At 71.7% G+C, this 25,710-nt stretch carries 25 protein-coding genes and 1 pseudogene; 20 read left to right on the top strand and 6 right to left on the bottom strand.

The window, feature by feature from the left end:
• Positions 1–32: 32 nt before the first annotated feature.
• Entirely contained in the window at positions 33–797 is a 765-nt protein-coding gene (locus tag WME82_RS39495; protein ID WP_438039524.1) for a hypothetical protein, read from the bottom strand.
• A gap of 898 nt (positions 798–1,695) precedes the next feature.
• Between WME82_RS39495 and WME82_RS39490 the strand changes: the two genes are divergently transcribed.
• Both WME82_RS39490 and WME82_RS39485 read left to right on the top strand, forming a co-directional pair.
• The gene (locus tag WME82_RS39490; RefSeq protein WP_437748092.1) at positions 1,696–2,454 is read left to right on the top strand and encodes a DNA methyltransferase; all 759 of its coding nucleotides are present in this window, start codon (positions 1,696–1,698) and stop codon (positions 2,452–2,454) included.
• A 45-nt stretch (positions 2,455–2,499) separates the two neighbouring features.
• Positions 2,500–3,459 carry a gluconeogenesis factor YvcK family protein gene (locus tag WME82_RS39485; protein ID WP_437741672.1) on the top strand — a complete coding sequence of 320 codons (960 nt, stop codon included), beginning with the start codon at positions 2,500–2,502 and terminating at the stop codon, positions 3,457–3,459.
• Positions 3,460–3,568: 109 nt separating this feature from the next.
• On the opposite strand, the gene WME82_RS39480 is transcribed toward WME82_RS39485, so the two are convergent.
• Both WME82_RS39480 and WME82_RS39475 read right to left on the bottom strand, forming a co-directional pair.
• On the bottom strand, positions 3,569–3,979 hold the full coding sequence (locus tag WME82_RS39480; protein ID WP_438039523.1) for a hypothetical protein: 411 nt from the start codon (positions 3,977–3,979) through the stop codon (positions 3,569–3,571).
• Positions 3,936–5,453, bottom strand: a complete 1,518-nt coding sequence (locus WME82_RS39475; RefSeq protein ID WP_438039522.1) for an APC family permease — start codon at positions 5,451–5,453, stop codon at positions 3,936–3,938. The genes WME82_RS39480 and WME82_RS39475 overlap by 44 nt, the downstream gene beginning before the upstream one ends.
• A 462-nt stretch (positions 5,454–5,915) precedes the next feature.
• On the opposite strand from WME82_RS39475, the gene WME82_RS39470 reads away from it, so the two are divergent.
• From WME82_RS39470 to WME82_RS39455, 4 genes are all read left to right on the top strand, one after another.
• Entirely contained in the window at positions 5,916–6,299 is a 384-nt protein-coding gene (locus WME82_RS39470; protein WP_438039521.1) for a hypothetical protein, read from the top strand.
• 181 nt (positions 6,300–6,480) lie between these two features.
• Positions 6,481–7,098: a hypothetical protein gene (locus WME82_RS39465; RefSeq protein ID WP_438039520.1), complete on the top strand. Its 618-nt coding sequence runs from the start codon at positions 6,481–6,483 to the stop codon at positions 7,096–7,098.
• Between the two features lie 286 nt (positions 7,099–7,384).
• Positions 7,385–8,593, top strand: a complete 1,209-nt coding sequence (locus WME82_RS39460; RefSeq protein WP_438039519.1) for an STAS domain-containing protein — start codon at positions 7,385–7,387, stop codon at positions 8,591–8,593.
• A 146-nt stretch (positions 8,594–8,739) separates the two neighbouring features.
• Complete coding sequence (locus tag WME82_RS39455) at positions 8,740–9,975, top strand: STAS domain-containing protein (RefSeq protein ID WP_437741667.1); 1,236 nt, start codon at positions 8,740–8,742, stop codon at positions 9,973–9,975.
• A 10-nt stretch (positions 9,976–9,985) separates the two neighbouring features.
• Here the strand turns inward: WME82_RS39455 and WME82_RS39450 are convergent, their stop codons facing one another.
• Both WME82_RS39450 and WME82_RS39445 read right to left on the bottom strand, forming a co-directional pair.
• Complete coding sequence (locus tag WME82_RS39450; RefSeq protein WP_438039518.1) at positions 9,986–10,927, bottom strand: hypothetical protein; 942 nt, start codon at positions 10,925–10,927, stop codon at positions 9,986–9,988.
• Positions 10,924–11,826, bottom strand: coding sequence for an SPFH domain-containing protein (locus tag WME82_RS39445; protein ID WP_437741665.1), 903 nt, complete (start codon positions 11,824–11,826; stop codon positions 10,924–10,926). Before WME82_RS39445 ends, WME82_RS39450 begins: the two co-directional genes overlap by 4 nt.
• A gap of 154 nt (positions 11,827–11,980) precedes the next feature.
• Between WME82_RS39445 and WME82_RS39440 the strand changes: the two genes are divergently transcribed.
• Positions 11,981–13,378: a serine/threonine protein kinase gene (locus WME82_RS39440; RefSeq protein ID WP_438039517.1), complete on the top strand. Its 1,398-nt coding sequence runs from the start codon at positions 11,981–11,983 to the stop codon at positions 13,376–13,378.
• Between the two features lie 37 nt (positions 13,379–13,415).
• Here the strand turns inward: WME82_RS39440 and WME82_RS39435 are convergent, their stop codons facing one another.
• Positions 13,416–14,138, bottom strand: a complete 723-nt coding sequence (locus tag WME82_RS39435; RefSeq protein ID WP_438039516.1) for a polyprenol monophosphomannose synthase — start codon at positions 14,136–14,138, stop codon at positions 13,416–13,418.
• 362 nt (positions 14,139–14,500) lie between these two features.
• On the opposite strand from WME82_RS39435, the gene trxA reads away from it, so the two are divergent.
• The 13 genes and pseudogenes from trxA to WME82_RS39370 all read left to right on the top strand — a co-directional run bounded on the left by trxA (position 14,501) and on the right by WME82_RS39370 (position 25,702).
• Positions 14,501–14,824 (top strand): thioredoxin, encoded by a 324-nt coding sequence (gene trxA / locus WME82_RS39430; protein ID WP_272102748.1) that lies wholly within the window; start codon positions 14,501–14,503, stop codon positions 14,822–14,824.
• A gap of 260 nt (positions 14,825–15,084) precedes the next feature.
• The gene (gene gap, locus WME82_RS39425) at positions 15,085–16,110 is read left to right on the top strand and encodes a type I glyceraldehyde-3-phosphate dehydrogenase (protein ID WP_272102749.1); all 1,026 of its coding nucleotides are present in this window, start codon (positions 15,085–15,087) and stop codon (positions 16,108–16,110) included.
• A 4-nt stretch (positions 16,111–16,114) separates the two neighbouring features.
• Positions 16,115–17,350 carry a phosphoglycerate kinase gene (locus WME82_RS39420; RefSeq protein WP_438039515.1) on the top strand — a complete coding sequence of 412 codons (1,236 nt, stop codon included), beginning with the start codon at positions 16,115–16,117 and terminating at the stop codon, positions 17,348–17,350.
• Positions 17,351–17,355: 5 nt separating this feature from the next.
• On the top strand, positions 17,356–18,189 hold the full coding sequence (gene tpiA / locus WME82_RS39415; protein ID WP_012239956.1) for a triose-phosphate isomerase: 834 nt from the start codon (positions 17,356–17,358) through the stop codon (positions 18,187–18,189).
• Between the two features lie 98 nt (positions 18,190–18,287).
• Positions 18,288–18,560, top strand: a complete 273-nt coding sequence (secG, locus tag WME82_RS39410; protein ID WP_437545278.1) for a preprotein translocase subunit SecG — start codon at positions 18,288–18,290, stop codon at positions 18,558–18,560.
• Between the two features lie 69 nt (positions 18,561–18,629).
• On the top strand, positions 18,630–20,231 hold the full coding sequence (locus tag WME82_RS39405; RefSeq protein WP_438039514.1) for a hypothetical protein: 1,602 nt from the start codon (positions 18,630–18,632) through the stop codon (positions 20,229–20,231).
• Positions 20,228–20,902: an acyltransferase gene (locus WME82_RS39400; RefSeq protein ID WP_438039513.1), complete on the top strand. Its 675-nt coding sequence runs from the start codon at positions 20,228–20,230 to the stop codon at positions 20,900–20,902. Before WME82_RS39405 ends, WME82_RS39400 begins: the two co-directional genes overlap by 4 nt.
• Positions 20,899–22,017, top strand: a complete 1,119-nt coding sequence (locus tag WME82_RS39395; RefSeq protein WP_438039512.1) for a DegT/DnrJ/EryC1/StrS family aminotransferase — start codon at positions 20,899–20,901, stop codon at positions 22,015–22,017. The genes WME82_RS39400 and WME82_RS39395 overlap by 4 nt, the downstream gene beginning before the upstream one ends.
• 110 nt (positions 22,018–22,127) lie before the next feature.
• A complete protein-coding gene (locus WME82_RS39390; protein ID WP_438039511.1) occupies positions 22,128–23,258 on the top strand; it encodes a hypothetical protein in 1,131 nt (376 codons plus the stop codon).
• On the top strand, positions 23,255–23,812 hold the full coding sequence (locus tag WME82_RS39385; RefSeq protein WP_012239950.1) for a hypothetical protein: 558 nt from the start codon (positions 23,255–23,257) through the stop codon (positions 23,810–23,812). Before WME82_RS39390 ends, WME82_RS39385 begins: the two co-directional genes overlap by 4 nt.
• Before the next feature lie 17 nt (positions 23,813–23,829).
• Complete coding sequence (locus tag WME82_RS39380; RefSeq protein WP_438039510.1) at positions 23,830–24,594, top strand: formyl transferase; 765 nt, start codon at positions 23,830–23,832, stop codon at positions 24,592–24,594.
• Between the two features lie 129 nt (positions 24,595–24,723).
• Positions 24,724–24,915, top strand: a pseudogene (locus WME82_RS39375) (helix-turn-helix domain-containing protein); the annotation flags it as partial.
• Between the two features lie 13 nt (positions 24,916–24,928).
• A complete protein-coding gene (locus tag WME82_RS39370) occupies positions 24,929–25,702 on the top strand; it encodes a LysR substrate-binding domain-containing protein (RefSeq protein WP_438039509.1) in 774 nt (257 codons plus the stop codon).
• Positions 25,703–25,710 lie beyond the last annotated feature (8 nt).

The raw sequence follows: 25,710 nt of genomic DNA, 5'->3' as shown, positions 1-25,710 counted from the left end.
GTCGAGGAGGCGCGGGCGGTCCCTGCGCGTCGCTACAATGGTAGGGGGAGCTCGATATACGGCTCCGTGATCCGGCCGACGACGATATCGCGCACCTGCGTCCCATAGTAGGTCGATCCCGATTGCGTGCTCCAGGCGTGTCCCACGATCGTCCCGTTGCTGTTGGCATAGAGGCGCATGACGCCCCTGCCAACACCCGCGTGCCAGGATCCGTCCGCCTTGCGCCGGGTGTCGGTTGTCCCGTGGCCCGTGGTGCTCGAGTCGAGGACGAGGAGCGAGTACTGGATTGTCCCCGTGACGAACGGATAGGTCGCCAGGCGTGGCACCGCAGCGCCTGCCGCGATGGCGACGTGCCCGCTCGCCGTGCTCCCCGCCGGATACTCGATCGCGACGATATCGCCGGCCTCGATCTCGCTCACCGTCACGATCTGCTCGAAGCCGACCTCCTCGATGATCCTGTCGTGGTAAAGCGCGGCGTTCGGGCTCATGCTGCCGAACCATGTGTTGATGTCGTAGACGGACAGCTGATAGGCCTGCTTGAGGACGTTCGTGACGAACGATGCGCACAGGCTGCGGCTCCGGTAATCCGTGGCTCCTCCGACGCCGGCCCAATAAACATAGGTCGTTCCATTTCCATATTCGTTATTTACCGGTGCGATGTGGGTCACGAGCGTGTCGGCCCAGTAGAGATGGCCCGGCTCTCCGGCCGTCTGGCCCTCTGCCGGGCGCGGCGCGAGCAGGCTCACCCCGGCCAGAACGACGGCCGGGAGCGCGCGAACAGCGGCTCTCGAGCTCATGCGCTTCAATGCATTCATGATTTCCTCCCGTGTGGAATCGATGGCCCCGCGTAGGCTGGTCACACCGGTGTCGGCCTCATCGCGGGCATCGCCGCGGAGCGCCGGCAAAGCGAAGTTGCGCACCAAGCCATCGAACATACGCCGAACGAACGATCTCTTCAATCACCGGCACGAAGGCGGTACACGGGGCGTGCGCGATCCTGCGCGGATAGTGTTCCCCTCATTTCCACAGGCTGTCTCCTCGGGGCGACCTCCGTGCACGTCTTCGTAGATCCGCGCGTCGATGCCCACCGCAGGGGCGGCGCGGCGGTGGCGCGGGGATCACGGCCGGTACGGAGAGGGCGCGGCCGGAGAGGGCGCGGCCGTCGCGACCGACGTTGCGCCCGACGCGGCCGTCGCGACCGACGTTGCGCCCGACGCCGACCGTCGCGACCGACGTTGCGCCCCACGTCGACTGGAGGGCGGCGATGTCGTACGGATCGGCCGATCCCGGGCGCTTGGGGCTCGCGCTCGGCGAAAGCCCGACGCGCTGGCGAAGCGCGCCCCGCCCGCGCCGCCTGGCGCGCGAGTCCAGGCGGCTCGCGGGGGCCGAGCTCCGCCGTTTTGTTGACAGATCCGCGCAGTTCGATTGGATGGCCGCGTGTCCCCCGTGAAGCGCGCCTCGACCACCCTCCACCCCACCCTGACGCTCGGCGACGCGCTGGAGCACTACGCCTCCTGGCCGAGACCCACCGTGATTGTCTCCGACGGTGCTTATGGCGTCTCCGGTTTTCCCGGCGATCCCCCGACGCACGACGGGCTCGCCGCGTGGTACGCGCCCCACGTCGCCGTCTGGTCGGAGCGCGCCTTGCCGTCCGCCACCCTCTGGTTCTGGGGGACGGAGATCGGCTGGGCGACGGTGCACCCCCTGCTCGAGCAGCACGGCTGGGAGTACCGGACCTGCCACGTCTGGGACAAGGGAATCGCCCACATCGCGGGCAACGCGAACACCCGGACGCTGCGCAAGTTCCCCGTGGTGAGCGAGGTGTGCGTGCAGTACGTGCGCAAGGTCCTCCTGGAGAGCGCCGGCGTGCGGCTGCCCCTCAAGACCTGGCTGCGGCATGAATGGGAGCGCTCGGGCCTCCCCCTGCGCCAGACGAACGAGGCGTGCGGCGTGAAGAACGCGGCCACGAGGAAGTACTTCACCCGCTGCCACCTCTGGTATTACCCTCCGGCCTCGGCGTTCGAGCAGATCGCCGCCTTCGCGAACGCGCACGGCCGCCCCGAGGGGCGACCCTACTTCTCGGTCGATGGCAAGCGGCCGTTGACGGGCGAGGAGTGGGCTACCCTGAGAGCCAAATTCCATTGCGAGGTCGGCGTGACCAACGTCTGGCACGAACCGGCGGTCCGCGGCCCCGAACGCTTCAAGGAGGACACCCGGTCGATCCACGGCAACCAGAAGCCCCTCAAGCTGCTCGATCGCATCATCCGCGCATCGTCCGATCCAGGCGATGTCGTCTGGGAGCCATTCGGGGGGCTCTGCTCGGTCGCCGTGGCGGCCTTCACCGCAGGGAGGCGCTGCTACAGCGCCGAGATCGCGCCCACGTACCACGCCGTCGCGTCGCGCCGCCTCGCGAAGTGCGCGCCGCAGCCGCGCGTCGAGATCTCGGCGGCCTGACGGTCGGTATCGGCCCCGCTCGTCCGCATGGTAGCCTGCTCCCCCATGGCGACGCCGAAGATCGTGACCGTGGGAGGGGGGACGGGCCATTACACGCTCCTCACCGGCCTGCGTGACCTGAGCGTCCGCATCACCGCGATCGTGACCATGATGGACTCGGGCGGAAGCTCCGGGAGGCTCCGGGACGAGTACGGCCTCCTGCCCCCAGGCGACTTCACGCGTTGCCTCGTCGCCCTGTCCGAGCACCCGGAAGCGCTGAAGGAGCTGCTCGGCCACCGCTTCCGCTCGGGGAGCCTCGGCGGGCACACCCTGCGCAACCTGATATTCACCGCGGTGCAGGAGATCACCGGCTCGCTCCCCCTCACGGTCGAGCGCCTGCACGAGATCTTCTCCGTCAAGAACCGCGTCCTCCCGGTCACGATGGATCACGTCGATCTCGTGATGCACCTCGAGAACGACCGGACCATCCGCGGCGAAGCGTCGATTGACAACCTCTCCGACATGCTCGATGCGCCGGTGCTCTCGGTCTATCTGGATCCTGAGGCCCAGGCGTATCCAGCGGCGCTCGACGCGATCGCGGAAGCCGATCTCATCATCCTCGGGCCGGGAGATCTTTACACGAGCCTCGTGCCGAACCTCCTGGTCAAGGGTGTGCGCGAGGCCATCGCGGCGAGCCGCGCCCGCGCGATGTTCGTGTGCAACCTGATGACGAAGCCCAACGAGACCCCCGGCTACACGGTCGAGGACTTCGTGGGGACCATCGCCATGTACCTCGGCGAGGCCCGGCTCGACGCGGTGCTGGTCAACGACGTCTGGCCCTCCGAGGGCCTCGAGGAGTACGCCTCCGCCGGCTCTGACCCGGTCGTGACCTCGCCGGACAAACCGCTCGCCTCCGACCTCCTCGTCCCTGCCGACCTGCTGTTCGGCGGCAAGCTGATTCGCCACGACCCGCGCAAGCTCTCCGCCGCGATCGTCTCGCTCGCCCGCCAGCGCTCGTGGTGGTGAGGCCCGGGCCCGGCTCCGCTGCGCCTGGCCCTACGCTCGACGGCCACCCGGGGCGCGGCGCTGCCGCGTCGGCCGGGCGGCCTCGGGCCGGCGCGGCCGCGCACGACGATCAGGCGGTCTCCGGTTCGTCGGGCAGATAAAAAGGCGTGTTGACGATCACGATGCCCTTCCCGCCCCGGAAGAGAAGGAGCCATTTGAGGATCGACGCCGTGTGGTTGTGGAGCAGGTAATGGTACCAGCGTGACTCGACCACCTCGGGTACGACGACCGCCACCTGCCGGTCCGGGTGGGCGCGCGCGAGGGTGGTGACGAAGCGGAGCAACGGCCTGAAGAGCCGCCGGTAGCGGGACCGCACCACCGAAAGCCGCGGCGCCGGTACCCCCTTCTCCTTCGCGGGCTCCTCCACCAGATGGTGCCATTCGCCGCTCAGGTCCTCGACGCGAGGATCGTCGAGGAGCACCTGGAGCGCGTAGACCTCAGGCGAGAGGCGGAGCGCGAAGCGGAGCCCCTTCTGCGCCACGAGGTCCCAGCGCCTGATGGGGACCACCACGATCGGCGGCGGAGGCGGGGTGAGGTCGAGCGGCGCGCGGGCGCGAACCACCTCGTCGATGTGCTCGTAGTGGCGTCGCACATTGCAGAAGATGAGAAAGGCCCCGAGCAGGAGCAGGGTCGAGATCCACGCCCCCTCGGTGAACTTCGAGATGATGATGACGACGAGCGTGGCGGCCGTGGCCGTGGCGCCGGTCGCGTTGACGGCGAGGTGGAGCCGGGAGCGCGCGCCGCCGACCCTGCGCCAGTGCGCGGTCATCCCCGCCTGCGACATCGTGAAGGCGAGGAACGCGCCCACCGCGAAGAGCGGGATGAGGGCGTCGGTGATGCCCTGGAAGACGACGAGCAGGAGGGCCGAGAGTCCGGCGAGGACGCCGATGCCGTAGGAGAAGGCGAGGCCTGCCGCGGTGGATGAAGGGCTCGGGCAGAAAGCGATCGAGCGCGAGGAGCCGACAGAGGCGGGGGAAGTCGGCGAAGCTGGTGTTGGCCGAGAGCATGAGCACCGCCACCACGGCGGCCAGGGTCACGTAGTAGAACGCGCCGCGCCCCACGACCGCGCCCACGATCTGCGAGACGATGCTCTGGTAGCCGCTCTTGCCGGGCTCGGTGGCGGTGATGCCGTATGCCCGTGCGAGGATCGCGATCCCGGCGAGCAGGATGCCGAGCGAGGCGACGATGTACGAGAGCGTCCGGCGCGCCTGCTCGCTGCTCGGCTTGCGAAAGGCAGGGACGCCGTTGCTCACCGCCTCCACGCCGGTCATCGCGGTGCACCCGCTCGCGAAAGAGTGGCAGAGGAGCGCCAGGCTCGCGGTCCCGAGCGCGACGGGCAGCGAGGGCGGCGCGACCACGGGCGGCGGGTGCCCTCCGTGGAGGATCGTCTTCCCGATCCCGATCCCGATCACCGCGAAGAGACAGCCGAGGAACGCGTACGTCGGCACCAGGAACACGAGGCCTGCGGTGCGGAGCCCGCGCAGGTTGGCTGCGGTGAGCACGACGAGGACGGCGAGGCAGAGGCCCAGGGTGTGGGGCAGGAGCGCGGGCACCGCGGAGACCATTGCGCCCACCCCCGCGGAGACGGCGACCGCCACGTTGAGCACGTAGTCGATGAGCAGCGCCGCCGCCGCGACGAGGCCGGCGCGCGTGCCGAGGTTCTCCTTCGCGACGATGTACGAGCCGCCGCCGCTCGGGTACGCTGCGATCGTCTGGCGGTACGAGACGTAGACGATCGCGAGCAGCCCGATGACCAAGGCGCTGAGCGGCACGATGTAGTGGACGCCGAGCGCGCCGAGGGGGAGGAGCACGGTGAGCGCGGCCTCGGGGCCGTACGACGCGGAAGCGAGCGCGTCGAGGCCCAGGACCGGGATGCCGGAGAGCGGGCCGATCTGTTCCTTCTCCTCTTCATCCGAGGCCAGCCGCCGGACGAACAGCACCGTCGTGAGCGACATGGGTGAGGCAACTCACGCAAGGCATGTGCCGGGAGCGAGCTCCGTCGCGCGCGCGTCGGTCGGAGCCGCGTCGTGCAACCGGTGCTCCAAGCTCGCGCCGAGCGCTCGTCAGCGGTGCTGATCGAGCACGAGCGTCGCCTGTATGAGCGTGGGTGCAGCCCGCCGCATTCGAGGTTTGCACGGCCGTCCTCTCCTCCGATGCGAGCCGATACCGTGTGAGCCGATCGAGGTGGGATCATTTGCCACGCCCGGCCAAGTTGCCTCATCGCAGGCGGGCGCCCTCGCCTGCGAGCGCGCTCGCCGCTGGAGCAAGCGGCTCGCCCGCTGCCGCGCGAGCCGCGCGGGCTCACGCGTGGCTGCGCGTCGGCCGCTCCGGCGCTTGCTGCTGGTATGTGCTTCGCATGGCGCCGGGGAGCTATCGCCACTTCCGTGGCTGATCATCTCAGGACGAGGTAGAGCGCTATGAGCATCAGTAACGACCAGTACACTTCGGGCGGGTACAAGAACGGGATTTACGAGGGCGGCTCGCAGGAGTCCGGCTCGCACGAGCCTGGCGCGCCGCAGACGCAGGGCGGCGAGGGCGCGGTGAGCCTCGACATGCTGCTGAAGTTCGCCAAGGACATCCAGACCAAGGTCCAGGACGTCCCGTACATCGTCCCGATCGCGATCGGCGGAGCGGCATTTGCGATTGGCGTGCTCGCCAGCTCGAAGATCCTGCGCCAGCTCACCCTCCTCGCCGGCGGCTACGCGGTCAAGTACGCGATCCAGAACGTCCCCAGGGAGCCGATCATCGACTTTGCAAAGAAGGTCGTGTCCGACTCGTACCGGGCGTCGTCGAGGGCCTGAGCCGGAGACTCGCTGCGGCGCGCGCAGGGGCGCTCGCCCGCCTGCAGCCGTGCGTGCTCCAGCGGAAGGCAGCCCGACCTGAGATCCTACCTTCGCCGCGCCGGCGGCACACGTGCCCCGTTTCTGGCATCATGGAGGCGGTGGTGCGGACGCGCCGCCGGCGCGCGGCCGGGAGGACGCCATGGACATCCGGGAGAGCATCGAAGTCCGCTGGTTTCTGCCTGCGGACGACGCTCGGGCGGCGCGGCTCGTGTCGTGGTTCTCGCGTGCGTTCTCCGAGGCGCCCCGGCATGATCGCTATCGGCGCCTCCGGCGCGCCGATCTCGGGATCAAGAAGCGTGGCGGGCGGTCGAAGGGCCTGGAGGTCAAGTTTCGGGTCTGCGCCTTCGGATCCATCCATCTCTCTCCCACGGTGCTGGGTGAGCTGGAGCGGTGGACGAAGCTCACGCTCTCGTCGACGGACGCCGATGACAGCGGGTGGACGACCCTCACGAAGGAGCGCCGCGTGCGGGTGTTCGGGCTGGTGGGCGGACGCGCCGTCGAGGTGATGGACGGCGCGCACCCCGGAGCCGGGTGTGCTGTCGAGCTGACGCGCGTCGCCGTGGCGGAAGGCGAGGGCGCGGCTGCTCCGGCGGCCTGGTCGCTGGGCCTCGAAGCGTTCGGTCCGCCAGAGATCCTCCTCGAAGCGCTCTACGCCGTGGGCCGCGCGGTGTTCGTGGAGGTGCCCGACCTCGGCCTCACGTCCGTTGAATCGAAGGGGTATCCGGCGTGGCTCGCCGAGCGGTCGGCGGAGCGGTGAGCGCAATCGCGTCGTAACCGGGGCTCCGTGGCATAAGCCGGCAGATGAGCGCCGTCGGTTCGTCGCGATCGGGGACGAAGTCGCGACCGTAGCCCAGGAAAGCGTGGGTGTTCTCACGCCCCCAGTCGCCTGCGCTGCGCGTATCGTCGTCCTCTCTCATACGTCGTTGTATATGTCGTCGTACGTGCCCCGCCGCCATGAGCCGCTGCGGCCGAGTGCCTTCCCTCGAGAGCGTCGCGTGCGATACCCTGCTGCCTTTCTGATACCCAGGGAAAGTGCTCGTGTGATGAATGTAACTTCGGACGCCCTGTTTGCGGAATTTTTCGCCCGCTGTCCTGAGCTGCTCTTCGTCGCCTCGGCCGCGGGCGGACTGCTCCACGAGAGCGATGCCCTGCGGGAGGTCATCGGCCCTGCGAGCGAGGGAGGCGCGACGCTCGCAGAGCTCGCTCACCCGGAGGATCGCGCAGCGCTGCTCGCGGCGTGGGCGAAGCTCGAGCAGACCGGTGAACCCGTCTCTTTTCGCGTCCGCCTTCGCGACGCGCGCGGGGCGTACCGTCCGCTGTCGTGCAACGCGAAGCGTTCGCCCGATCGCAGCGCCGTCTTCGGGTCGCTCCGGCCAATCTCCGAGATCGATGACAAGGAGCTGGCGACCCTCCGCAGCAAGGCGCGCATCCTGGACAGCATCGCCGAGCACGTGGACAACATGATACTCTGGGCGATCGACATGGATGGAGTCTGTTTCTATCACCACGGCAAGGGGCTCGCGAACGTCGGGCTCAAGCCCGGGCAGCTCGTCGGGGCCAACTGGTTCCACATCTATGCGAACCAGCCAGAAACGACTGGCGTCAATATCTCCGTCGACGATATGCGCCAATGGTTCGACGGGGCGGTGCGCGCCTTTCGCACCGACGCGTTCGGTGTCTACTGGGACAACTGGATCACCCCGCTCCAAGACGAGCGCGGCGGGCCCGTGTGCGGCGTGCTCGGGCTGGCGTTCGACATCTCGGAGTCCAAGCGCACGGAGCAGGAGCTGCGCGCCCAGCTGCAGCAGATCGAGGCGCAGCAGAAGGTCATTCGCGATCTCTCGACGCCGATCATCGAGGTCTGGGACGGCGTGCTCACGCTGCCGATGGTGGGGACGGTCGACAGCGTGCGCACCGCGGACGTGATGGATAGCCTGCTCTCGAAGATCGTGGAGAAGCAGGCGCGCTTCGCGATCCTCGACCTGACCGGTGTCGAGGTGGTCGACACGAAGGTCGCGAGCCACCTGATCGAGCTCATCACCGCGATACGGCTGCTCGGGGCCGACGGCATCGTCGCGGGCATCAAACCGACCGTCGCCCAGACGATGGTCGCGCTGGGGCTCGACCTCTCGCAGCTCAACACACAACGTAATCTCCGCGCGGCGCTCCAGCATGCGATCCGGAGCATGACCCGCCCGGAGAACCCCCCGCGTAACGGCGCCGCGACGCCCGGCCGGCCGGCGCGGGGCTGATCGCGCCGCGCGTCACGGGAGCTCGCTGCCGCAGCAGAGCAAGCACCTGAGCTGGAAACGGCAGCCGTGCAATGGGCCCTTCCCGCGAGGGCTTCGCGTGCGATACCCTCGTGTACTTCTCATGCCCCAGGGAAGAGGCTTGTGTGATGAGTGTTACTTCGAGCGCGCTGTTCGCGGAGTTCTTCGCCGGCTGTCCTGAGCTGCTCTTCGTCGCCTCGGCGGCGGGCGGCCTGCTCCACGAGAACGATGCCCTGCGGGAGGTCATCGGCCCTGCGAGCGAGGGAGGCGCGACGCTCGCAGAGCTCGCTCACCCGGAGGATCGCGCAGCGCTGCTCGCGGCGTGGGCGAAGCTCGAGCAGACCGGTGAACCCGTCTCGTTCCGCGTCCGCCTTCGCGACGCGCGCGGGGCGTACCGTCCGCTGTCGTGCAACGCGAAGCGTTCGCCCGATCGCAGCGCCGTCTTCGGGTCGCTCCGGCCAATCTCCGAGATCGATGACAAGGAGCTGGCGACCTTCCGCAGCAAGGCGCGCATCCTGGACAGCATCGCCGAGCACGTGGACAACATGATACTCTGGGCGATCGACAGGGATGGAGTCGTTTTCTATCACGACGGCAAGGGGCTCGCGAACATCGGGCTCAAGCCCGGGCAGCTCATCGGGGCCAACTGGATCCAAATGTATGCGAACCAGCCAGAAACGACTGGCGTCGATATCTCCGACGATGATATGCGCCAATGGTTCGACGGGTCGGCGCGCTGCTTTCGCAGCCACTTGCTCGGCGTCCACTGGGACAACTGGATCACCCCGCTCCAAGACGAGCGCGGAGGGCCCGTGTACGGCGTGCTCGGGGTGGCGCTCGACATCTCGGAGTCCAAGCGCACGGAGCAGGAGCTGCGCGCCCAGCTGCAGCAGATCGAGGCGCAGCAGAAGGTCATTCGCGATCTCTCGACGCCGATCATCGAGGTCTGGGACGGCGTGCTCACGCTGCCGATGGTGGGGACGGTCGACAGCGTGCGCACCGCGGACGTGATGGATAGCCTGCTCTCGAAGATCGTGGAGAAGCAGGCGCGCTTCGCGATCCTCGACCTGACCGGCGTCGAGGTGGTCGACACGAAGGTCGCGAGCCACCTGATCGAGCTCGTCACCGCGATACGGCTGCTCGGGGCCGACGGGATCGTCGCAGGCATCAAACCGAACGTCGCCCAGACGATGGTCGCGCTCGGGCTCGACCTCTCGCAGCTCATCACGCAACGCAACCTCCGCGCGGCGCTCCAGCATGCGATCCGGAGCATGACCCGCCCGGAGAACCCCCCGCGCAACGGCGCCGCGACGGCCGGCGCCGGCGCCGGCGCCGCGACGCCCGGCCTGCTGGCGCGGGGCTGACCGCTGCGCGTCACGGGAGCTCGCCGCCGCCGCAGAGCAGCGCGGCGAGCTCCTCCGTCCGCTCCGGCGTCGCGAGGTCCCCGGCTGTGACGGTGATCGCGCGGATCCCCTCGGCTCTCCAGCCGCCGTGCTCGCGCTCCAGGGCCGCCGTGATCCGGACGCGCATGAGCTCGCCGGACGCCACGACCGCGAGCTCCACGCCTTCGCCCTCCGGCCCGTCACCGCGGCGGATGGTCACCGCCACCGCGCCGCGCGCCGCGAGCGCCCGCGCGAGCCGGGCCTCCGGCGCCGCCGCTCCGCCGAGCGGGTAGAGCGCCGTGGCGAGCTCCACGGACGCGATCGCCTCGGAGGCGCGCGTCCCCGCGTCGCGCACCGCCCGCCGCAGCCGCTCCGCGCGCTCGCCGTCGCGGTCGAGCGCCGCGCGATCCGCTGGATCGAGCCGCACCACGCAGCGCACCAGCGCGGCGCCCCCGCTCGCGACCTGCGCCGCCTCGAGCCGCGCGCGGCGGAGCATCGCCGCGCCCCGCGCGTCGCCCGACGCCTCGAGCAGGGCCGCCGCGCCGCCGAGCACCGCGTCCGGAGCCGGCCGCTCGGGCGCCGCCGGGAGGGCGGCCTCCCGGTAGATCTGGCTCCACCCGCGCCCGACGCCGGGCAGGCGCAGCACCAGCGACAGATCGGCAAGCTCCGTCTCCGGCGTGCGGACCGCGCTCGCGAACGCCTCCTTCACCGCCGCGAGGCGGCTCGGATCCGCGGTGAGCGCCGCGAACTCGGGCGCGTCGACGGCCAGCGAGAGGCGCGACGCGCTCACCTCGCGCGACCCCAGCGTCCACCGCTGGGGCGGGGCGGCGAGCGCGAGCTCCCCGCCGGCGACGAGGGCGGAGAGCCCGCGCTCGCCCCGCGCCTCGAGCAGCGCCGCGACCGCGGCCTTGAGCGCGGTCAGCGCCGGGATCACGCCCCGCCCATGCGCCCGCGCCGCGCCGTCCGCTGCTCCTCGAGCGCCGCCTCCTCCTCGAGGGCCGCCTCGGCCTCGCGCTGCGCCTCGGCGTCGACCGCGCGTTGCCCCTGCTGGACGCGCACGGGCTTCGCCTCGGTGACCGCCGCCTCGGCCATCGCGACCGCCGCGTGCCGCACGTCGTCGTACGGCTTCGCGAGGTCGAAGATCACCTTGGTGTTGCCCTGGCTCAGGTTCGCCAGCGCCTCGAAGCGGCGCAGCTCCATCGCCCCGGGCGAGCGCGCGAGGATGCCCGCCGCCTCCGCGAAGTTCTTCGCGCTCTCCACGTCGGCCTCGCTCTTGATGACCACGTAGCGCCGATCGCGCTCGGCGATCGCGCCCTTCGCGAGCACCTCCTGCATCTGGGGCGGCAGCGCGATGTCCTGGAGGCCGATCATCTCCACGTGCAGGCCCCACGCGGCCGCCACCGCCTCGACCTGCGCGCGCACCTTGGCGGCGACCTCCTCGCGGTGCGCGAGCAGCTCGTCGAGCCGCGTCTCGCCCACCACGTCGCGCAGCACGACCTTCGCGCGATCCTTCATCGCGTTCTCGTAGTTCTCGACGGCCAACGTGGCCTTCTCCGGATCGACGACGCGGTAATAGACGACCGCATCGACCATCGTGGTCACGTTGTCGCGGGTGATCACCATCTGCTGGAGGAGATCGCGGTTCTTCATCCGCGTGTCGATGCGCCGCAGCTCCTGGATCCCCGGGAGGAACAGCGTCACCCCGGGGGATACGCGGCCGGTCAGCTTGCCGAGCGTGAAGCGCAGCGCGGCTTCCCACTGGTTGATCTGCCGCAGCCCCGACAGCAGGTAGAGCACGGCAAACAGCCCGAGCACGGTGAGGATCAGCGACATCGCTCGCGACTCTAGCAGAGCGGATGGCGCGGGCCGCGTGAGCGGTGCGCGTCGGCGGGCGTCCGGACGTCCGGACGTTCGCGCGCGCTCGCGGGCGCCCAGGCGCGGCTTCGACCTGGTGTCGTTGCCCCGGCGGTGTACTCTCGCTCCCTCGATGGGTGCCGAGCCGAGCCAGGCGTTGCGCGACGGCCGCTACGTGATCACGCGCGCCCTCGGCGAAGGGGCTCAGGGGCACACGCTCGAGGCGGTCGACAAGCGGCTCGGCAAGCTCGTCGCGATCAAGCGGTTCCAGATCCGCGGCGCCTCGAGCTGGAAGAGCGTGGAGCTCGCCGAGCGCGAGGCCCGGGTGCTCGCGTCGCTCTCGCACCCGAGCCTGCCAGGCTACCTCGATCATTTCGAGGAGGACGGAGCTCTCTTCCTGGTGATGGAAAAGATCGAGGGCGAGAGCCTGGGCGCGATGCGCCGTCGCCGCGCGGTGCTCGGGCGGGACGACATCCTCCGCTTCCTGCGGGACGCCTCGGCCGTGCTCGACTACCTGCACGGCCGCGCGCCGCCGGTCATCCACCGCGACATCAAGCCGAACAACGTGATCCGCCGGCCCGACGGCTCCTTCGCGATCGTCGACTTCGGCGCGGTCCGCGATCGCATGCGTCCCGAGGGCGGGAGCACCGTGGTCGGCACGTTCGGGTACATGGCGCCGGAGCAGTTCCAGGGCCGCGCGCTGCCCGCGTCGGACGTCTATGCGGTCGGCGCGACCGCGCTCTGCCTGCTCACCGGCGAGGAGCCGGAGAACCTGCCGCACCGAGGGCTCGCGATCGACGTGCCCGCTGCCCTCGGCGATCGAGCCGATCCGCGCCTCGTCCGGGCGCTCTCCGCGATGCTGGAGCCCGACCCGGACCGCCGCGCCGCGCGCATCGCTCCGCTCCTTTCGGGGCTCGAAGCGGGCGGCGCGCCCCCCCGTACGCCGCGCGCTGGCGAGCCCGCGGAGGGCTCCGCGGAGCGCGGGGCGCGCAAGGAGGAGCGGCGCACGCGCAAGGACGAGAAGCGCGCGCGCAAGGACGAGCGCAAGGAAGAGAAGCGCGCGCGCAAGGAGGAGCGACGCGCGCGCCGGCACGAGGGGCGCCCGTCGCTCGATCGCGGCCTGGTGGGCCTCCCGCTCGTGGCCGCGCTGTTCGGCCTCACCGTCGCGCGCATCGCCGTCGGCCTCGCGCTCGGGGTGATCGTCCCGACGGTGCTGACGCTGCTGTCCCTGGTGTTCGGCCGCGTGCTGCGCGAGAAGGCCGCGCCGAACGTGCGCAGGGCCGGGCGGGTCGCCGATCTCGCGCTGCGCCGCGCCACACGCGTCGTCCGCGGGCACCCGGCGCCAGAGGACGCTGCCCAGCGCGGCCAGGCCGCGGCGGCGCGCGTGCGCTTCGAGGAGCAGGAGGCCCCCGGTCGATCGCGCATCCACGACGGCGACGTCGCGCTGGACGAGGAGCTCGACGAGCTGGAGATCGACGAGCCGGGCCGCACGCACGCCGCCTCGCGGCCGCCTCGCGCGGGGGAGCGCTGAGCGCAGCGCGCGCTCGCGCTCCGGCGGGGCCGCGCGATCAGATGCGACCGCGCGCGGCGTCGAGCTTCAGGCGGAAGACCTCGACGATCGCCTCGGCGAAGATCCGGCGGCTCATCTTCGAGCGGCCTGCGCGGCGGTCGACGAACACGATCGGCACCTCGACCACGCGCAGCCCTTTGCGCAGCGCGCGGTAGGTCGTCTCGATCTGGAAGGCGTAGCCGTTCGAGCGCACGCTGCCGAGATCGAGCGATTGGAGCGCGCGCCGCGTGAACGCCTTGTAGCCGGTCGTGAGGTCGCGGATGCCGACGCCCAGGATGGTCCGCGCGTAGAGGGAGCCGCCCTTCGAGAGCACGTGCCGCCCGAGGCCCCAGCCCTCGACGCCGCCACCCGGCATGTTGCGCGAGCCGAGCACGACGTCGGCGCCTTGCGCGATCGCGTCGAGGAACGCCGGCAGGTGGCGCGGGTCGTGCGAGAGGTCGGCGTCCATCTCGAACGCGACGTCGTAGCCGCCGTCCAGGGCGCGCTGGAAGCCCTCCAGGTAGGCCGTGCCGAGCCCGCGCTTCGCCGCCCGGTGGAGCACGCGGACGCGCCCGTCGCGCGCGGCGAGCTCGTCGCCGAGGGCGCCTGTCCCGTCGGGCGACGCGTCGTCGACGACGAGCACGTGCGCCTCCGGGGCCGCCGCGAGGACGGAGCTCACGAACTCGGCGAGGTTGTCTCGCTCGTTGTACGTCGGCGTGATGATGAGGGTTCGGGGGGCCATCCTGGCTCGGCGCCGCGCGAGGGGGCGCTCGCACGCGGGATCGTGCGCGCCGTGCAGCGTCGCGCGCCAGGTCCGCGGGCGTCCGCTCGCGCTCAGGCCTCCGCTGCGTTGGCCAGCACGGGCGCTCCGGCGCCGGGCGATCTACCAAAACGACGGCGCAGGCGGAAGGTTCCGCGGGTGCGCCGCGAGCGCCTTGTGGGTTGCCGGAGGCGTGCGCGCCGGGTACTTTCCTTTCCCGACAGGGCGGTCCGCTCTGCATCGGGCCGACAGGCCGGCGCGGCCTCGGTCAACTCACGGGGCGCGCTCCGCGCACGACAGGCGCGGCCCCGAACATGAACAGCGCGGCACCGACGGAGACAATCATGGCAGGCGAGCACGTCGTCACCTTCACCAACGAGAATTTCGAGTCCGAGGTCATCAACTCCCCGATCCCGGTGCTCGTGGACTTCACGGCCACCTGGTGCGGACCCTGCAAGCAGCTCGCGCCGATCGTCGAGACGATCGCCAAGGAGTCCCAGGGCACGCTGAAGGTCGGCAAGCTCGACATCGACGCGGCGCCCAAGCTCGCCCAGAAATACAACGTCCGCGCCGTTCCGACGTGCATCCTGTTCCGGGGCGGCGAGAAGGCGGGCTCGTACACCGGCGTCGCGAGCAAGGAAAAGCTCCTCCGGGAGCTCGGCGTCTGATCCGCGGCCGCGCGTGACGCCGGCGTGACAGCGCCCGGCGCGACAGAGCCCGAGCGCGCCGGCGCTCCCCTTCCCACAGACCGAAACCACCCCAAATACCGACCGAAAGCCCTCCCGGCGAGGCGCCGCTCCGGCCAGCCGGCCGCGGCCCCGCCGCCGCCGGCGCTCCACGTCGCCGGCGCCCCGTGGCTGAGGCTTTGCTTGACCGTCGCGCGCGAGGTGACTACGACTCGCGCCGGCCACTTTCCCAGGAGTTCGCGATGGCGACGAAGATCGCAATTAACGGTTTTGGGCGCATCGGACGCTGCATTGTCCGCGCGCTTTACGAGCGCGGCGTGAAGGATATCGAGCTGGTCGCCATCAACGACCTGACGGATCCGGCGACGCTCGCCCACCTCTTCCAGTACGACTCGATCCACCGCGAGTTCAAGGCGGCGAAGGTCGGTCACGGCGACAAGCACATCAGCATCGGCGATCGGAAGATCGAGGTCCTCGCGCTGAAGGATCCGGCCGAGCTGCCGTGGAAGAGCCTCGGCGTCGACATCGTCCTCGAGTGCACGGGCCTCTTCACGGACAAGGCGAAGGCCGCCGGCCACATCAACGCGGGCGCCAAGCGCGTGATCATCAGCGCGCCGGCCAAGGGCCACGACCTCACGGTCGTGATGGGCGTGAACGACGAGCTCTACGACGCGCAGAAGCACACGGTCATCTCGTGCGGCTCCTGCACGACGAACTGCCTCGCCCCCATCGCCAAGGTGATGCTCGACAACTTCGGCATCGTCCGCGGCCTGATGACGACGGTCCACTCGTACACGAACGACCAGCACCTGCTCGACATCCCGCACCGCAAGGGCGACCTGCGCCGCGCGCGCGCCGCCGCGGTCAACATGATCCCCTCGAGCACCGGCGCCGCGAAGGCGCTGTCCGAGGTCATCCCGGCGCTCAAGGGCAAGTTCGACGGGCTCGCGATCCGCGTCCCCACGGTCGACGTCTCGCTCGTGGACCTCACCCTCGAGACCGAGAAGCCGATCACGAAGGAGAGCATCCACGCCGCGATGAAGCAGGCCGCCGAGCAGGGGCCGATGAAGGACGTCCTCAACTACACCGATCGGGAGCTCGTCTCGGGCGACTTCATCGGCTCGCCCGCGTCCAGCACCTTCGACTCGACCATGACGTCGGTCCTCGGCGATCGCTTCGCGAAGATCTTCTCGTGGTACGACAACGAGTGGGGCTTCTCGAACCGCATGATCGACCTCGCGCAGCTCGTGGCGAGGAAGGGCGTCTAGCGCCGTGAAGCTCACCGGAATCCGCTCCGTCGAAGACCTCGCCGCCGCCGGGGACGCTGCTGGCCTCAGCGGCAAGCGCGTCTTCATCCGCGTCGACTTCAACGTCCCGCTCGACAAGAAGACGGGCAAGATCACGGACGACTCGCGCATCCGCGAGGCGATCCCGACGATCAAGCTCGTCATGGAGGCGGGCGCGAAGGTGATCCTCGCGTCGCACCTCGGCCGCCCGAAGCCGGGCAAGACCGAGGGGCTCTCGCTGGAGCCGTGCGGGGGGCGGCTCAGTGAGCTCACGGGCTACGAGGTCCACCTGCCGGACGACTGTGTCGGCGACTCGCCCAAGAAGGTCATCTACGACCTCAGGGCGGGCCAGATCTGCCTCCTCGAGAACCTCCGCTTCCACGAGGAGGAGGAGAAGGACGACGAGGGGTTCGCGCGCCAGCTCGCCGAGCTCTGCGACGTCTACGTCGACGACGCCTTCGGCGCCGTGCACCGCGCCCACGCGTCGGTGCACGCGCTGCCGCGCCTCATGCGCGAGCGCGCCGCCGGCCTCCTCCTCCAGAAGGAGCTCAAGGCGCTGACCCGGCTCGTCGATCGCCCGGAGAAGCCTTACGTCGCCGTCCTCGGCGGCGCCAAGGTCTCCGACAAGATCGACGTCGTCGAGGCGCTCCTCAACGTGGTCGACACCCTGTGCATCGGCGGCGCGATGGCGAACACCTTCCTCGCCGCGCAGGGCAAGAACCTTCAGAAGAGCCGGATCGAGGAGGACAAGCTCCCGCTGGCGCGCACGATCATGAGCAAGGCGCGCGATCGGGGCATCCAGCTCCTCCTGCCCGTCGATGCCGTCGTCGCCTCGAGCATCGACGCGACGCAGGGCGAGCCCGCGTCCGTCGACGCGATCCCCGAGGGCACGATGGCGCTCGACATCGGCCCCCGCTCGATCGAGCAGTTCGGCCAGGCGATCGAGCGGGCGAAGACGGTGTTCTGGAACGGCCCGATGGGCCTCTTCGAGACGCCGGCCTTCTCCAAGGGCACGTTCGACGTCGCGCGCATCATGAGCGGCGCCTCCGGCTTCACGGTGGTCGGCGGCGGCGACAGCGCGGCGGCGGTCAAGCAGGCCGGCGAGCACATCGCCAAGGGCTTCGATCACATCTCGACCGGCGGCGGCGCTTCGCTCGAGCTCATCGAGGGCAAGCGTCTCCCGGGCGTCGAGGCGCTCCGGTCGGTCGAGGTGAGCGAGTGAAGGCCGTGAACGATGGCGGCACGTCCGCGGAGGCGGGCGCCGCCCCGCGGGCGGCCTCGCGTCGTCCGCTCATCGCCGGCAACTGGAAGATGAACGCCGGGGGCCAGGACGCATGTCCTCTCTCGGCGGCCGTCGCCAAGGCGACGCGCGAGCTCACCCGGGCCGAGGTGGTTGTCGCTCCGCCGTTCACGGCGATCGCCGCCGTGGCCCACGAGCTCGCGGAGGCGAAGAGCGAGGTCGGCATCGCCGCGCAGAACATGAGCGCCGAGGTCTCCGGGGCGTTCACCGGCGAGGTCTCCTCGGGCATGCTCAAGGACGCGGGCGCGACCTGGGTGATCCTCGGGCACAGCGAGCGGCGGCAGCTGTTCGCCGAGACCGACGAGTCGGTCGCCCGGAAGGTCGCCTCGGCGATGGCCGCCGAGCTGCGCCCCATCGTCTGCGTCGGCGAGACGCTCGAGCAGCGCGAGGCGGGTGAGACGCTCGCCGTGGTCGAGCGGCAGGTCCGCGCCGTCCTCGACGAGCTCGCGAAGCAGCCCGGCTTCGGCGTCATCGCCTATGAGCCGGTCTGGGCGATCGGGACCGGCAAGGTCGCGCGCGCCGAGGACGCCCAGGAGGTGCACGCGTTCATCCGCGGCCTGCTCGCGAAGGCCTCGGAGGACCTCGCGGGCGTCACGCGCATCCTCTACGGCGGCAGCGTCAAGGCCGACAACGCCGAGGCGCTGCTCGCCCAGGACGATATCGACGGCGCGCTGGTCGGCGGGGCTTCGCTCGACGCCGCTGGCTTCGCCAAGATCGTCGACGCCGCTCACCGACTGGCGGAGCGCGCGGAACAGGGGTAGATCGCAGGCCGCTCCCGTCTCGCCGCGGGAGCGCCGGCCTGCCCACTTGCCCCTTGGGCCCCTCGCGCGGTCCAGACTCACCCAGCTGAAAGACGCCGATGCTTCACACGTTCCTCAACATCGTGCACGTGTTCGTCTGTCTGTTCCTGATCCTCGTCGTGCTCCTCCAGCAGGGCCGCGGGGGCGGGATGGGCTCGGCCATGGGCGGCGCGACGGCGCAGGTGTTCGGCGGCCGCGGTGCGGGCAACTTCATGACCCGCCTCACGGCCATCTGCGCCGTCGTCTTCATGGCGACGAGCGTGTCGCTCGCCTACCTCTCGTCGGCAGGCGACCGCGAGCTGCGCGAGTTCGAGAAATCCCAGGAAAAGTAGGCTCGCGTGCTAGGGCCCGCCTCCGCGCCTGGGAGGGAAGCGGGTAGGGCGCTCGACGCGAGGCCGTCCGTGGAGGCGGCGTCGGCCGTCTCCGTCCCTTTCGCGCGCGACCTTGCCCTCGTCGCGCTCGCCAAGGCGGTCGTTTCCGCCTTGGTCCTCGCGCTCGGCTTCCGGGCGGTGAGCGATGACGACTTCGCGCGCGTGGTCCTCGCGCAGGCGTGGGCCCACGCGCCCCGGCTCGACCCGACGGGGACGAGCTGGCTGCCTGTCCCTTTCTGGCTCAACGGCGCGCTCTTCTGCGTTCTTGGGCGCCTCTTCGCGCCGACCCTCGAGGTCGCCCGCGCCATCGCGTTCGCCCTCGGCCTGGCTTCGGCCGCGCTCGTCCACCTCGCCGCCCGCTGGATCACGGGTGACCGCCGCGCCGCGCTCGCCGGCGCGCTGCTCGCCGGCGCCTTCCCCTGGAGCGCTTGCCTCGGCGTGGCGACGGTCCCCGAGCTGCCGACCGCCGCCCTCTCGCTGTTCGCGGTGGCGTCGCTCGTCACGCCGCCGGCCGGGCCTGCGCCCCCGGCTGGGCGCGCCCTCCTCGGCGCGTTCGCGCTCGTGCTCGCGACGCTCTCCCGCTACGAACCCTGGTCCGTCGCCGTCGCCTTCGCGGCGATGGCGCTGCTCGCTGCCGCCCGCCTCGGCCAGGGCCGCGGCGCGCAGGCGAAGCTCGCGCTCGCCGCGCTCGTCGCGCTCGCCGGGCCCGCCGCGTGGATCGCGTGGAACCGCGTCGCTCACGGCGACGCGCTGCATTTCCTGGCCCGCGTCGCCTCCTACCGCAACGCGATCGGCCCGGGCGGCGACGGCTCGCTGCTGCGGCTCTTCGCGTACCCTGCCGCGATGGTCCGCGAGGAGCCGGAGCTCTTCGTGTGGCCCATCGCCATCGCCCTCGTCGCATGGCGTGCCCGCCGCGGCGCTGCGCCGGGGGCGGCCCGACCGCTTCCACCGCTCCTTCGCGCGGCCCGTCCGTACGCGCTCCCCGGCGCCGTCGCCGCCTTCCAGATCGCGGCGCTCTCGCTCGCCCTCGTGCGCGACGGCGCGCCCACCCACCACCCCGAGCGAGCGACCCTCCTCGCGTTGCTCTTGCTCGCCCTCGCCGTCGGAGATCTCTCGGCGCGCGCCTTCCGGGGCGCCTCGGCCGGCGCGCGGCGCGCCCTCGGCGGCGCGCTGCTGGTGGTGCTGGCTCTCGGCGCCCTCTTCCGCCCGCACCTGCGCCGCGAGCACTTCAATCCGCGGAGGGACGAGGTCGCCATCGGCCGCGCCGCCGCGGAGCTCACGCCTCCTTCCGCGCCCCTCCTCCTCGAGGTCGTCGACTATGGCCACCTCGCGGCGCTCGCCGCCCTGGGGCGTCCCGAGGGGGTGCACCCCGATCGCTCGATCGATCCCCGTGAGCCGCCTGTCCGCTCGAGCTTCGAGGACCCCGCCTCGCTCGCGCGCCGCGCCGCCGGCCTGGGCGCCGCCTACCTCATCGGGCGCGTCAGGCCGCCCGTCATCGATTTCGCCGGCCCGCCGCTCGCGACGCGCGGCGCGTGGGGGATCTGGCCGGTGCCTCCGGCAGGCGGCGCGCTCGGGGCCTTGCCGGAGGGTGGCTCCAGGGGCCCCGCGCACCCGGCGGACAGGGAGCCATGAGCGAGCCCGCAAAGCCCTTCTTCGCGCACCCGTCTGCGTGCATCGACGAGCCCTGCGACATCGGCGAGGGGACGAAGGTGTGGCACTTCTGCCATGTCTCGGCGGGGGCGCGGATCGGCCGCGCCTGCGTCCTTGGCCAGAACGTCTTCGTCGCGGGCACCGCCGTCATCGGCGATGGCGTCCGGATCCAGAACAACGTGTCTCTTTATGACGGCACGCTGGTCGAGGACGACGTGTTTCTCGGCCCGTCCGCGGTGCTCACCAACGTCGTCAACCCGCGTGCCCCGATCGACCGACGCGCGTTCCTCGATACGACGCGCATCCGTCGCGGCGCCACCGTGGGCGCCAATGCCACCATCGTCTGCGGCGTCACGATAGGGCGCCATGCGTTCGTCGGCGCCGGCGCGGTCGTCACGCGCGACGTGCCCGACTATGCGCTCGTCACCGGCGTGCCGGCCCGGCGTACCGGCTGGATGAGCCGCCACGGTCACAAGCTCGTCGCCTCGCGCGACGGCCTCCTGCGCTGCCCCGAGAGCGGCTATCGCTACGAGCGCCGCGGCGACATCGTCCGGTGTCTCGACCTCGACGAGGACGCGCCGCTCGCCCGGCCCCGCGCCGCGGCCACGCGCCATTACCGCGATCCCCTCTCCGCGGAGGACACCGACGGATGACCGCGCCTGTTCCCTTCTTCGATCGGGTCCGCGGCGATCTCGCCATGCAGGACGAGCTCTCCGCCGTGTTCCAGTCGGTCCTCCGGAGCGGCCACTACATCCTCGGTCCGGAGGTCGAGGCCTTCGAGTCGGAGTGCGCCGCGTACCTCGGCGTCCGGCACGCGATCGGCGTCTCTTCCGGCACCGACGCGCTGCTCGTCGCGCTGATGGCGCTCGGCGTCGGCGCGGGCGACGAGGTCGTGTGCCCCGCCTACACGTTCTTCGCGACCGCGGGCGCCATCCATCGCACCGGCGCCACGCCGGTCTTCGCGGACGTGCTCCCTGGCTCGTTGAACCTCGACCCCGCCTCCACGGCGCGCGCCGTGACGGAGCGCACCCGGGCGATCCTCGCCGTCCACCTCTTCGGCGGCTGCGCGCCCATGGACGAGCTCCTCGCGATCGCGGGCGGCCGCGGCCTGCCGGTCATCGAGGACGCGGCCCAGGCGTTCGGCGCCGAGCGCGGCGGCCGCCGCGCCGGGGCGCTCGGGCTCATGGGGTGCTTCTCGTTCTTCCCGACCAAGAACCTCGGCGGTTTCGGCGATGGCGGGCTCGTGACCACCGATCACGACGAGCTCGCCGAGCGCGTCCGGACGCTCAGGGCGCAGGGCGCTCGGAAGAAGCACCATCACACCCGCATCGGCGGCAACTTCCGGCTCGACGCGCTCCAGGCGGCGCTCCTCCGGCGCAAGCTCCCGCGGCTCGACGCGCTCCTCGAGCGGCGGCGCGAGCACGCCGCGCGGTATGCCGCGCTGCTCGGCGGGCGAGATCTGCCCCTCGCGCTGCCGGACGCCGGCGCTGCGGGGCGTACGTTCAATCAGTATGTGATTCGCCTGAAGGATGCCTCTCTGCGCGATCCGCTGCGGAGCTCGCTTGCGGAGCAGGGCATCGGCACCGAGATCTATTATCCCGCGCCGCTCCACCTCCAGCCCTGCTTCGCGCGCCTTGGCCCGCCGGAGGGCTCCCTTCCGGTCGCCGAGGCGGCGGCGCGCGACACGCTCGCGCTCCCCATCTTTCCCGAGCTCACGGGCGAGGAGGTCGCCCGCGTGGCGGCCGCTATCGCCTCGTTCTTCGGTTGAGCCGGGCGCCTCGGCGCAGCGGCGTCAAGGCACCTCGGCTGCACCTCGCGTCGAGAGCGGCGCGCGTGCGCCACGGCGCCGGGCTTCGGCTTGCCGGATCGCGCGAGCGGGTGCTAGCGTGCGCCGCGCTGACGATGCTGCCGGCTCGCGCCATCACCCCGACTCCTTCCAGCGATCACCTCGCGCTGGGGGTCTCTGTACGGGAGCGGGCTCCGGCGGTCTCGACCGTGCACCACCTCGACGCCGACGGCACGGTCTGGGCGAGCCATGGGCGCGTCGTGCTGCGCCGCGCCCGCGGCGTCGGCGCGTTCGAGCCGTTTTGTCGGTTTCCCGCGGCGATGCCGCGTGACGCCATGGCGTTCCAGCGCCTGCTCGTCCGGGCGGCGCGCGCCGACAAGTGCAATGTGTACCGCACGTCGCGCGGAGTCGTCATCGGGGTTCGCGCGGGGACGATTTACCGGCTCGAGGAGGGGCGCGATCCGGCGCCGCTGGGCGCGATCGCTGGCGACTGCGTCCTGCACCGCGGGATCGCGGAGGACCCTCTCGGCGCCGCGTACCTCGGCGAGTACACGAGGAACGAGCGCCGTGGTCCGGTGCGCGTTCACCGGGTCGCCCCTGACGGCGACCGCGTCGATGTAGCCCACGAGTTCTCCGCGGGGTCGGTGCGGCATGTTCATGGCATCTTCGCCGACCCGTTCGACGTCGGCGCGGCGTGGGTGACCACCGGTGATCTCGACGGCGAGTGCTACCTGTGGCGAACGCGCGACTGGTTCCGCACGATCGAGAGGTTCGGGGACGGCACGCAGCGCTGGCGCGCCGTGCAGCTGTTCTTCACCGCGGACCACGTGTGCTGGTTGACCGACTCCGAGGTGACGCAGAACCATGCATGCCGCGCCGATCGACGCTCGCTCGCCCTCGAGGTGGGCTGTGCGATCCCCGCCTCGGCGTGGCACGGGGCCCAGCTCCCAGGTCCGGTGCTCATCGCGCTCACGGTCGTCGAGCGCGGCGCCGGGGTTCACCGCGACACGGCGGCCGTCCTCGCGAGCCGCGACGGGATCACCTGGCGGGAGCTCGCCTGCTTCCGCAAGGATCGATGGAGTCCTTACTGGTTGTTCAAGAACGGTGTCCTCACGCTGCCGTCTGGACATCTGCGTCAGGACGATCTCTGGTTGAGCGGAGAGGCGCTCGTGGGGCTGGACGGGAGCAGCGTGCGTATCGCGATCGACGGGGGTTTGCCGTGACCCTGCGCGATCGCGTGCTGGCGGGCGTCCGCGCCGCCGCGGTGTGGCTCGATGATCCCGCCCGGGGGCGCGAGCGCCGGAGCCGCCTCGAGGCCGCGCTGCGACGGGCGGCGTCCGGGGTGACCCGCGCCGCGCCGGCGCGCGCCGAGGGCGCCCTTCGCCCGGCGCTGGAGCAGCGCCGGTGGCGCGCTGGCGCGTGCGCCGACATCGAGGCGGCGCTCGCCGCAGGCGACGCTCGGGGAGCCGAGGAGCTCGAGCGGCTGCTTCGTCATGTCGAGCTGCGTCGCGGCGACGCCTTGGCGGAGATCGAGCCGCCGCAGGATCGCGCCGGCGTCGCGCGTGAGCGCGCCGCGGTCTGCTCGCTGCTCGCGCGGCAGGCGCCAGCGCGCCGCGACTGGCGGCTGCTCAACGCCGCCCTCAAGCTCGCGGATCGGTTCGCGCCGGGGATGTCGCGGCGGGTCGGACCCGAGGTCGCCGCGGACTGGGCTGCGGCGCTCCGCGACGTCGAATCCGCCCTTGCGGAGCTGGAGGCGCAATGCGCATCGCGCTCCTAGCGCCCGTGCATACAAGCATGTACGCGCGCCTGCTCGCGTGGCGGCTCGGTCGCACCGACGGCATCGAGCTGACCGACGTCCTGCTGCGAGCGCCTTACCAGCTCGACCGGCTCCGCGACGAGCTTCGCCTCACCACGCCCGGCCGCGTGCTCGCCAAGGTCACCGGCAAGGTCCTGGTCGGCAGCCTCTCGTCCCCTCGCGAGGGGGAGCGATCGGTGCGGGACATCGCCGCCGAGGAGGGGCTCCCGGGGGCGTCCCTGCGAGACGTCGCTGCGGCGATCGGCGCGCGGTTCCACGTGGTCCAGAACCACAACGACGACCGGTCGCTCGCCGCGCTCCGGGCCGCCGCGCCCGACCTGATCGTGTTCGCGGGCGGCGGCCTGCTTCGCGCTCCGCTGCTGGCGATTCCCAGGATCGGTGTCCTCAATGCCCATGCGGGCGTCTTGCCCAGGTACCGTGGCATGGACGTCGCGCTGTGGCCCTTCCTCGAGGACGGCCCGCCCGAGCTCGGGGTCACCGTGCACCTCATCGACACGGGCGTAGACACAGGGCCCGTCCTGCTGGTCGAGCGGTTCGCGCTCGAGCCCGGAGACGACCACCCGGCCGTGATGAGGCGCGTCGAGCGCGTCGGGCTCGAGCTCATGTGTCGCGCGGTGCGCGGCCTGCGCGACGGGACCTTGACGCCTGCCCCCCAGGCCGCCGACGCGGGGCGCCAGCATTTCGTGCTGCACCCTGCGATCGCGGCGATCGCGGCGCGGCGGCTCCGGGCGCTCGCCGGCTGATCACGCCCCCGCATCGCACGCGCACCGCCGGCTCCTCGGCTGCGAGAGGCTCTCCTCGCCGGGGCCCCGGGTCGACGACCCGCCGCGCGCCCTCATCCGGCGGCTCCTTCGCGCGGCGCTTCGCGACCGGTGAACCTGAGCCCCGGAGCGTACAATCGGCGCGTGAAGGCGAGGATTCATGAGCTCGGTTCATCGATCGACCCGTCCGAGGCCGCGCACGCCCTGCGGCTCCTGGTCGCGATCGCGGATCTGCGCTCGTTCTCCGCGGCGGCCGAGCGGCTGGGCCTCACGCCTTCGGCGGTGAGCAAGGCCGTCTCCCGCGCCGAGGCTCGGCGTGCAGCTCGTGCAGCGCACGACGCGCCGGGTCTCGCTGACCGATCTCGGCGAAGCGTACGTCGCGCGAGGCCGGCAGCTCCTCGCCGACGTCGAGTCGCTCGAGCGCGACATCGCCGCGCGCGACCAGGCGGTGCGCGGTCCGCTGCGCGTCGCGGCGCCCGCGGTCTACGGCGCGTGCCGCGTCGCCCCGCTCTGCGCGCGCTTCCAGGCCGAGCACCCGGGCGTCACCGTGGATCTCCGCTGCGGCGATCGGCTCGCCGATCTGGTCGAGGAGCGCATCGACGTCGCGGTGCGCATGCTCTCCGCGCTCCCGGCCGAGCTCGTCGCGCGGCCGCTCGAGGACGACCGGCGCGGGCTCTACGCGAGCCCGGGCTACCTCCGCCGCCACCGCGCGCCGCGCGGCGCGGCGGAGCTCGGATCACACGCCGGGCTCCGCTACGGCGCGGGCGGCGCGTCGCACGTCGCGTTTCGCCTCGTCGAGCCCGGCGGCGCCGCGGCGACGGCGCGCTTGCCCGCGGTCTTCTCGAGCGACAGCGTCCTCGCCGTGCTCGAGGCGACGCGCGCCGGCCTCGGCCTGGCCGAGCTGCCCGCGTACCTCGCCGCGCCCGACGTCGCCGCGGGCAGGCTGCGCGAGGTGCTCGCCGGGTGGCTCCCGGTGCGCCGCCAGGTCGTCGCGGTGTACCTCCCGTCGCGCTTCCTGCCCGCGCGGGTGCGCGCGTTCGTCGACCACCTCGTCGGCGCCCTCCGCGCGCCCGGCCGCGCGCGGCGCTGACGGCGGAC

Source organism: Sorangium sp. So ce128, from assembly GCF_051525245.1.
Classification (GTDB): domain Bacteria; phylum Myxococcota_A; class Polyangia; order Polyangiales; family Polyangiaceae; genus Sorangium; species Sorangium cellulosum_B.
Note: the sequence above shows the minus strand (reverse complement) of the source record. Positions and strands in the feature narration are given on the sequence as shown.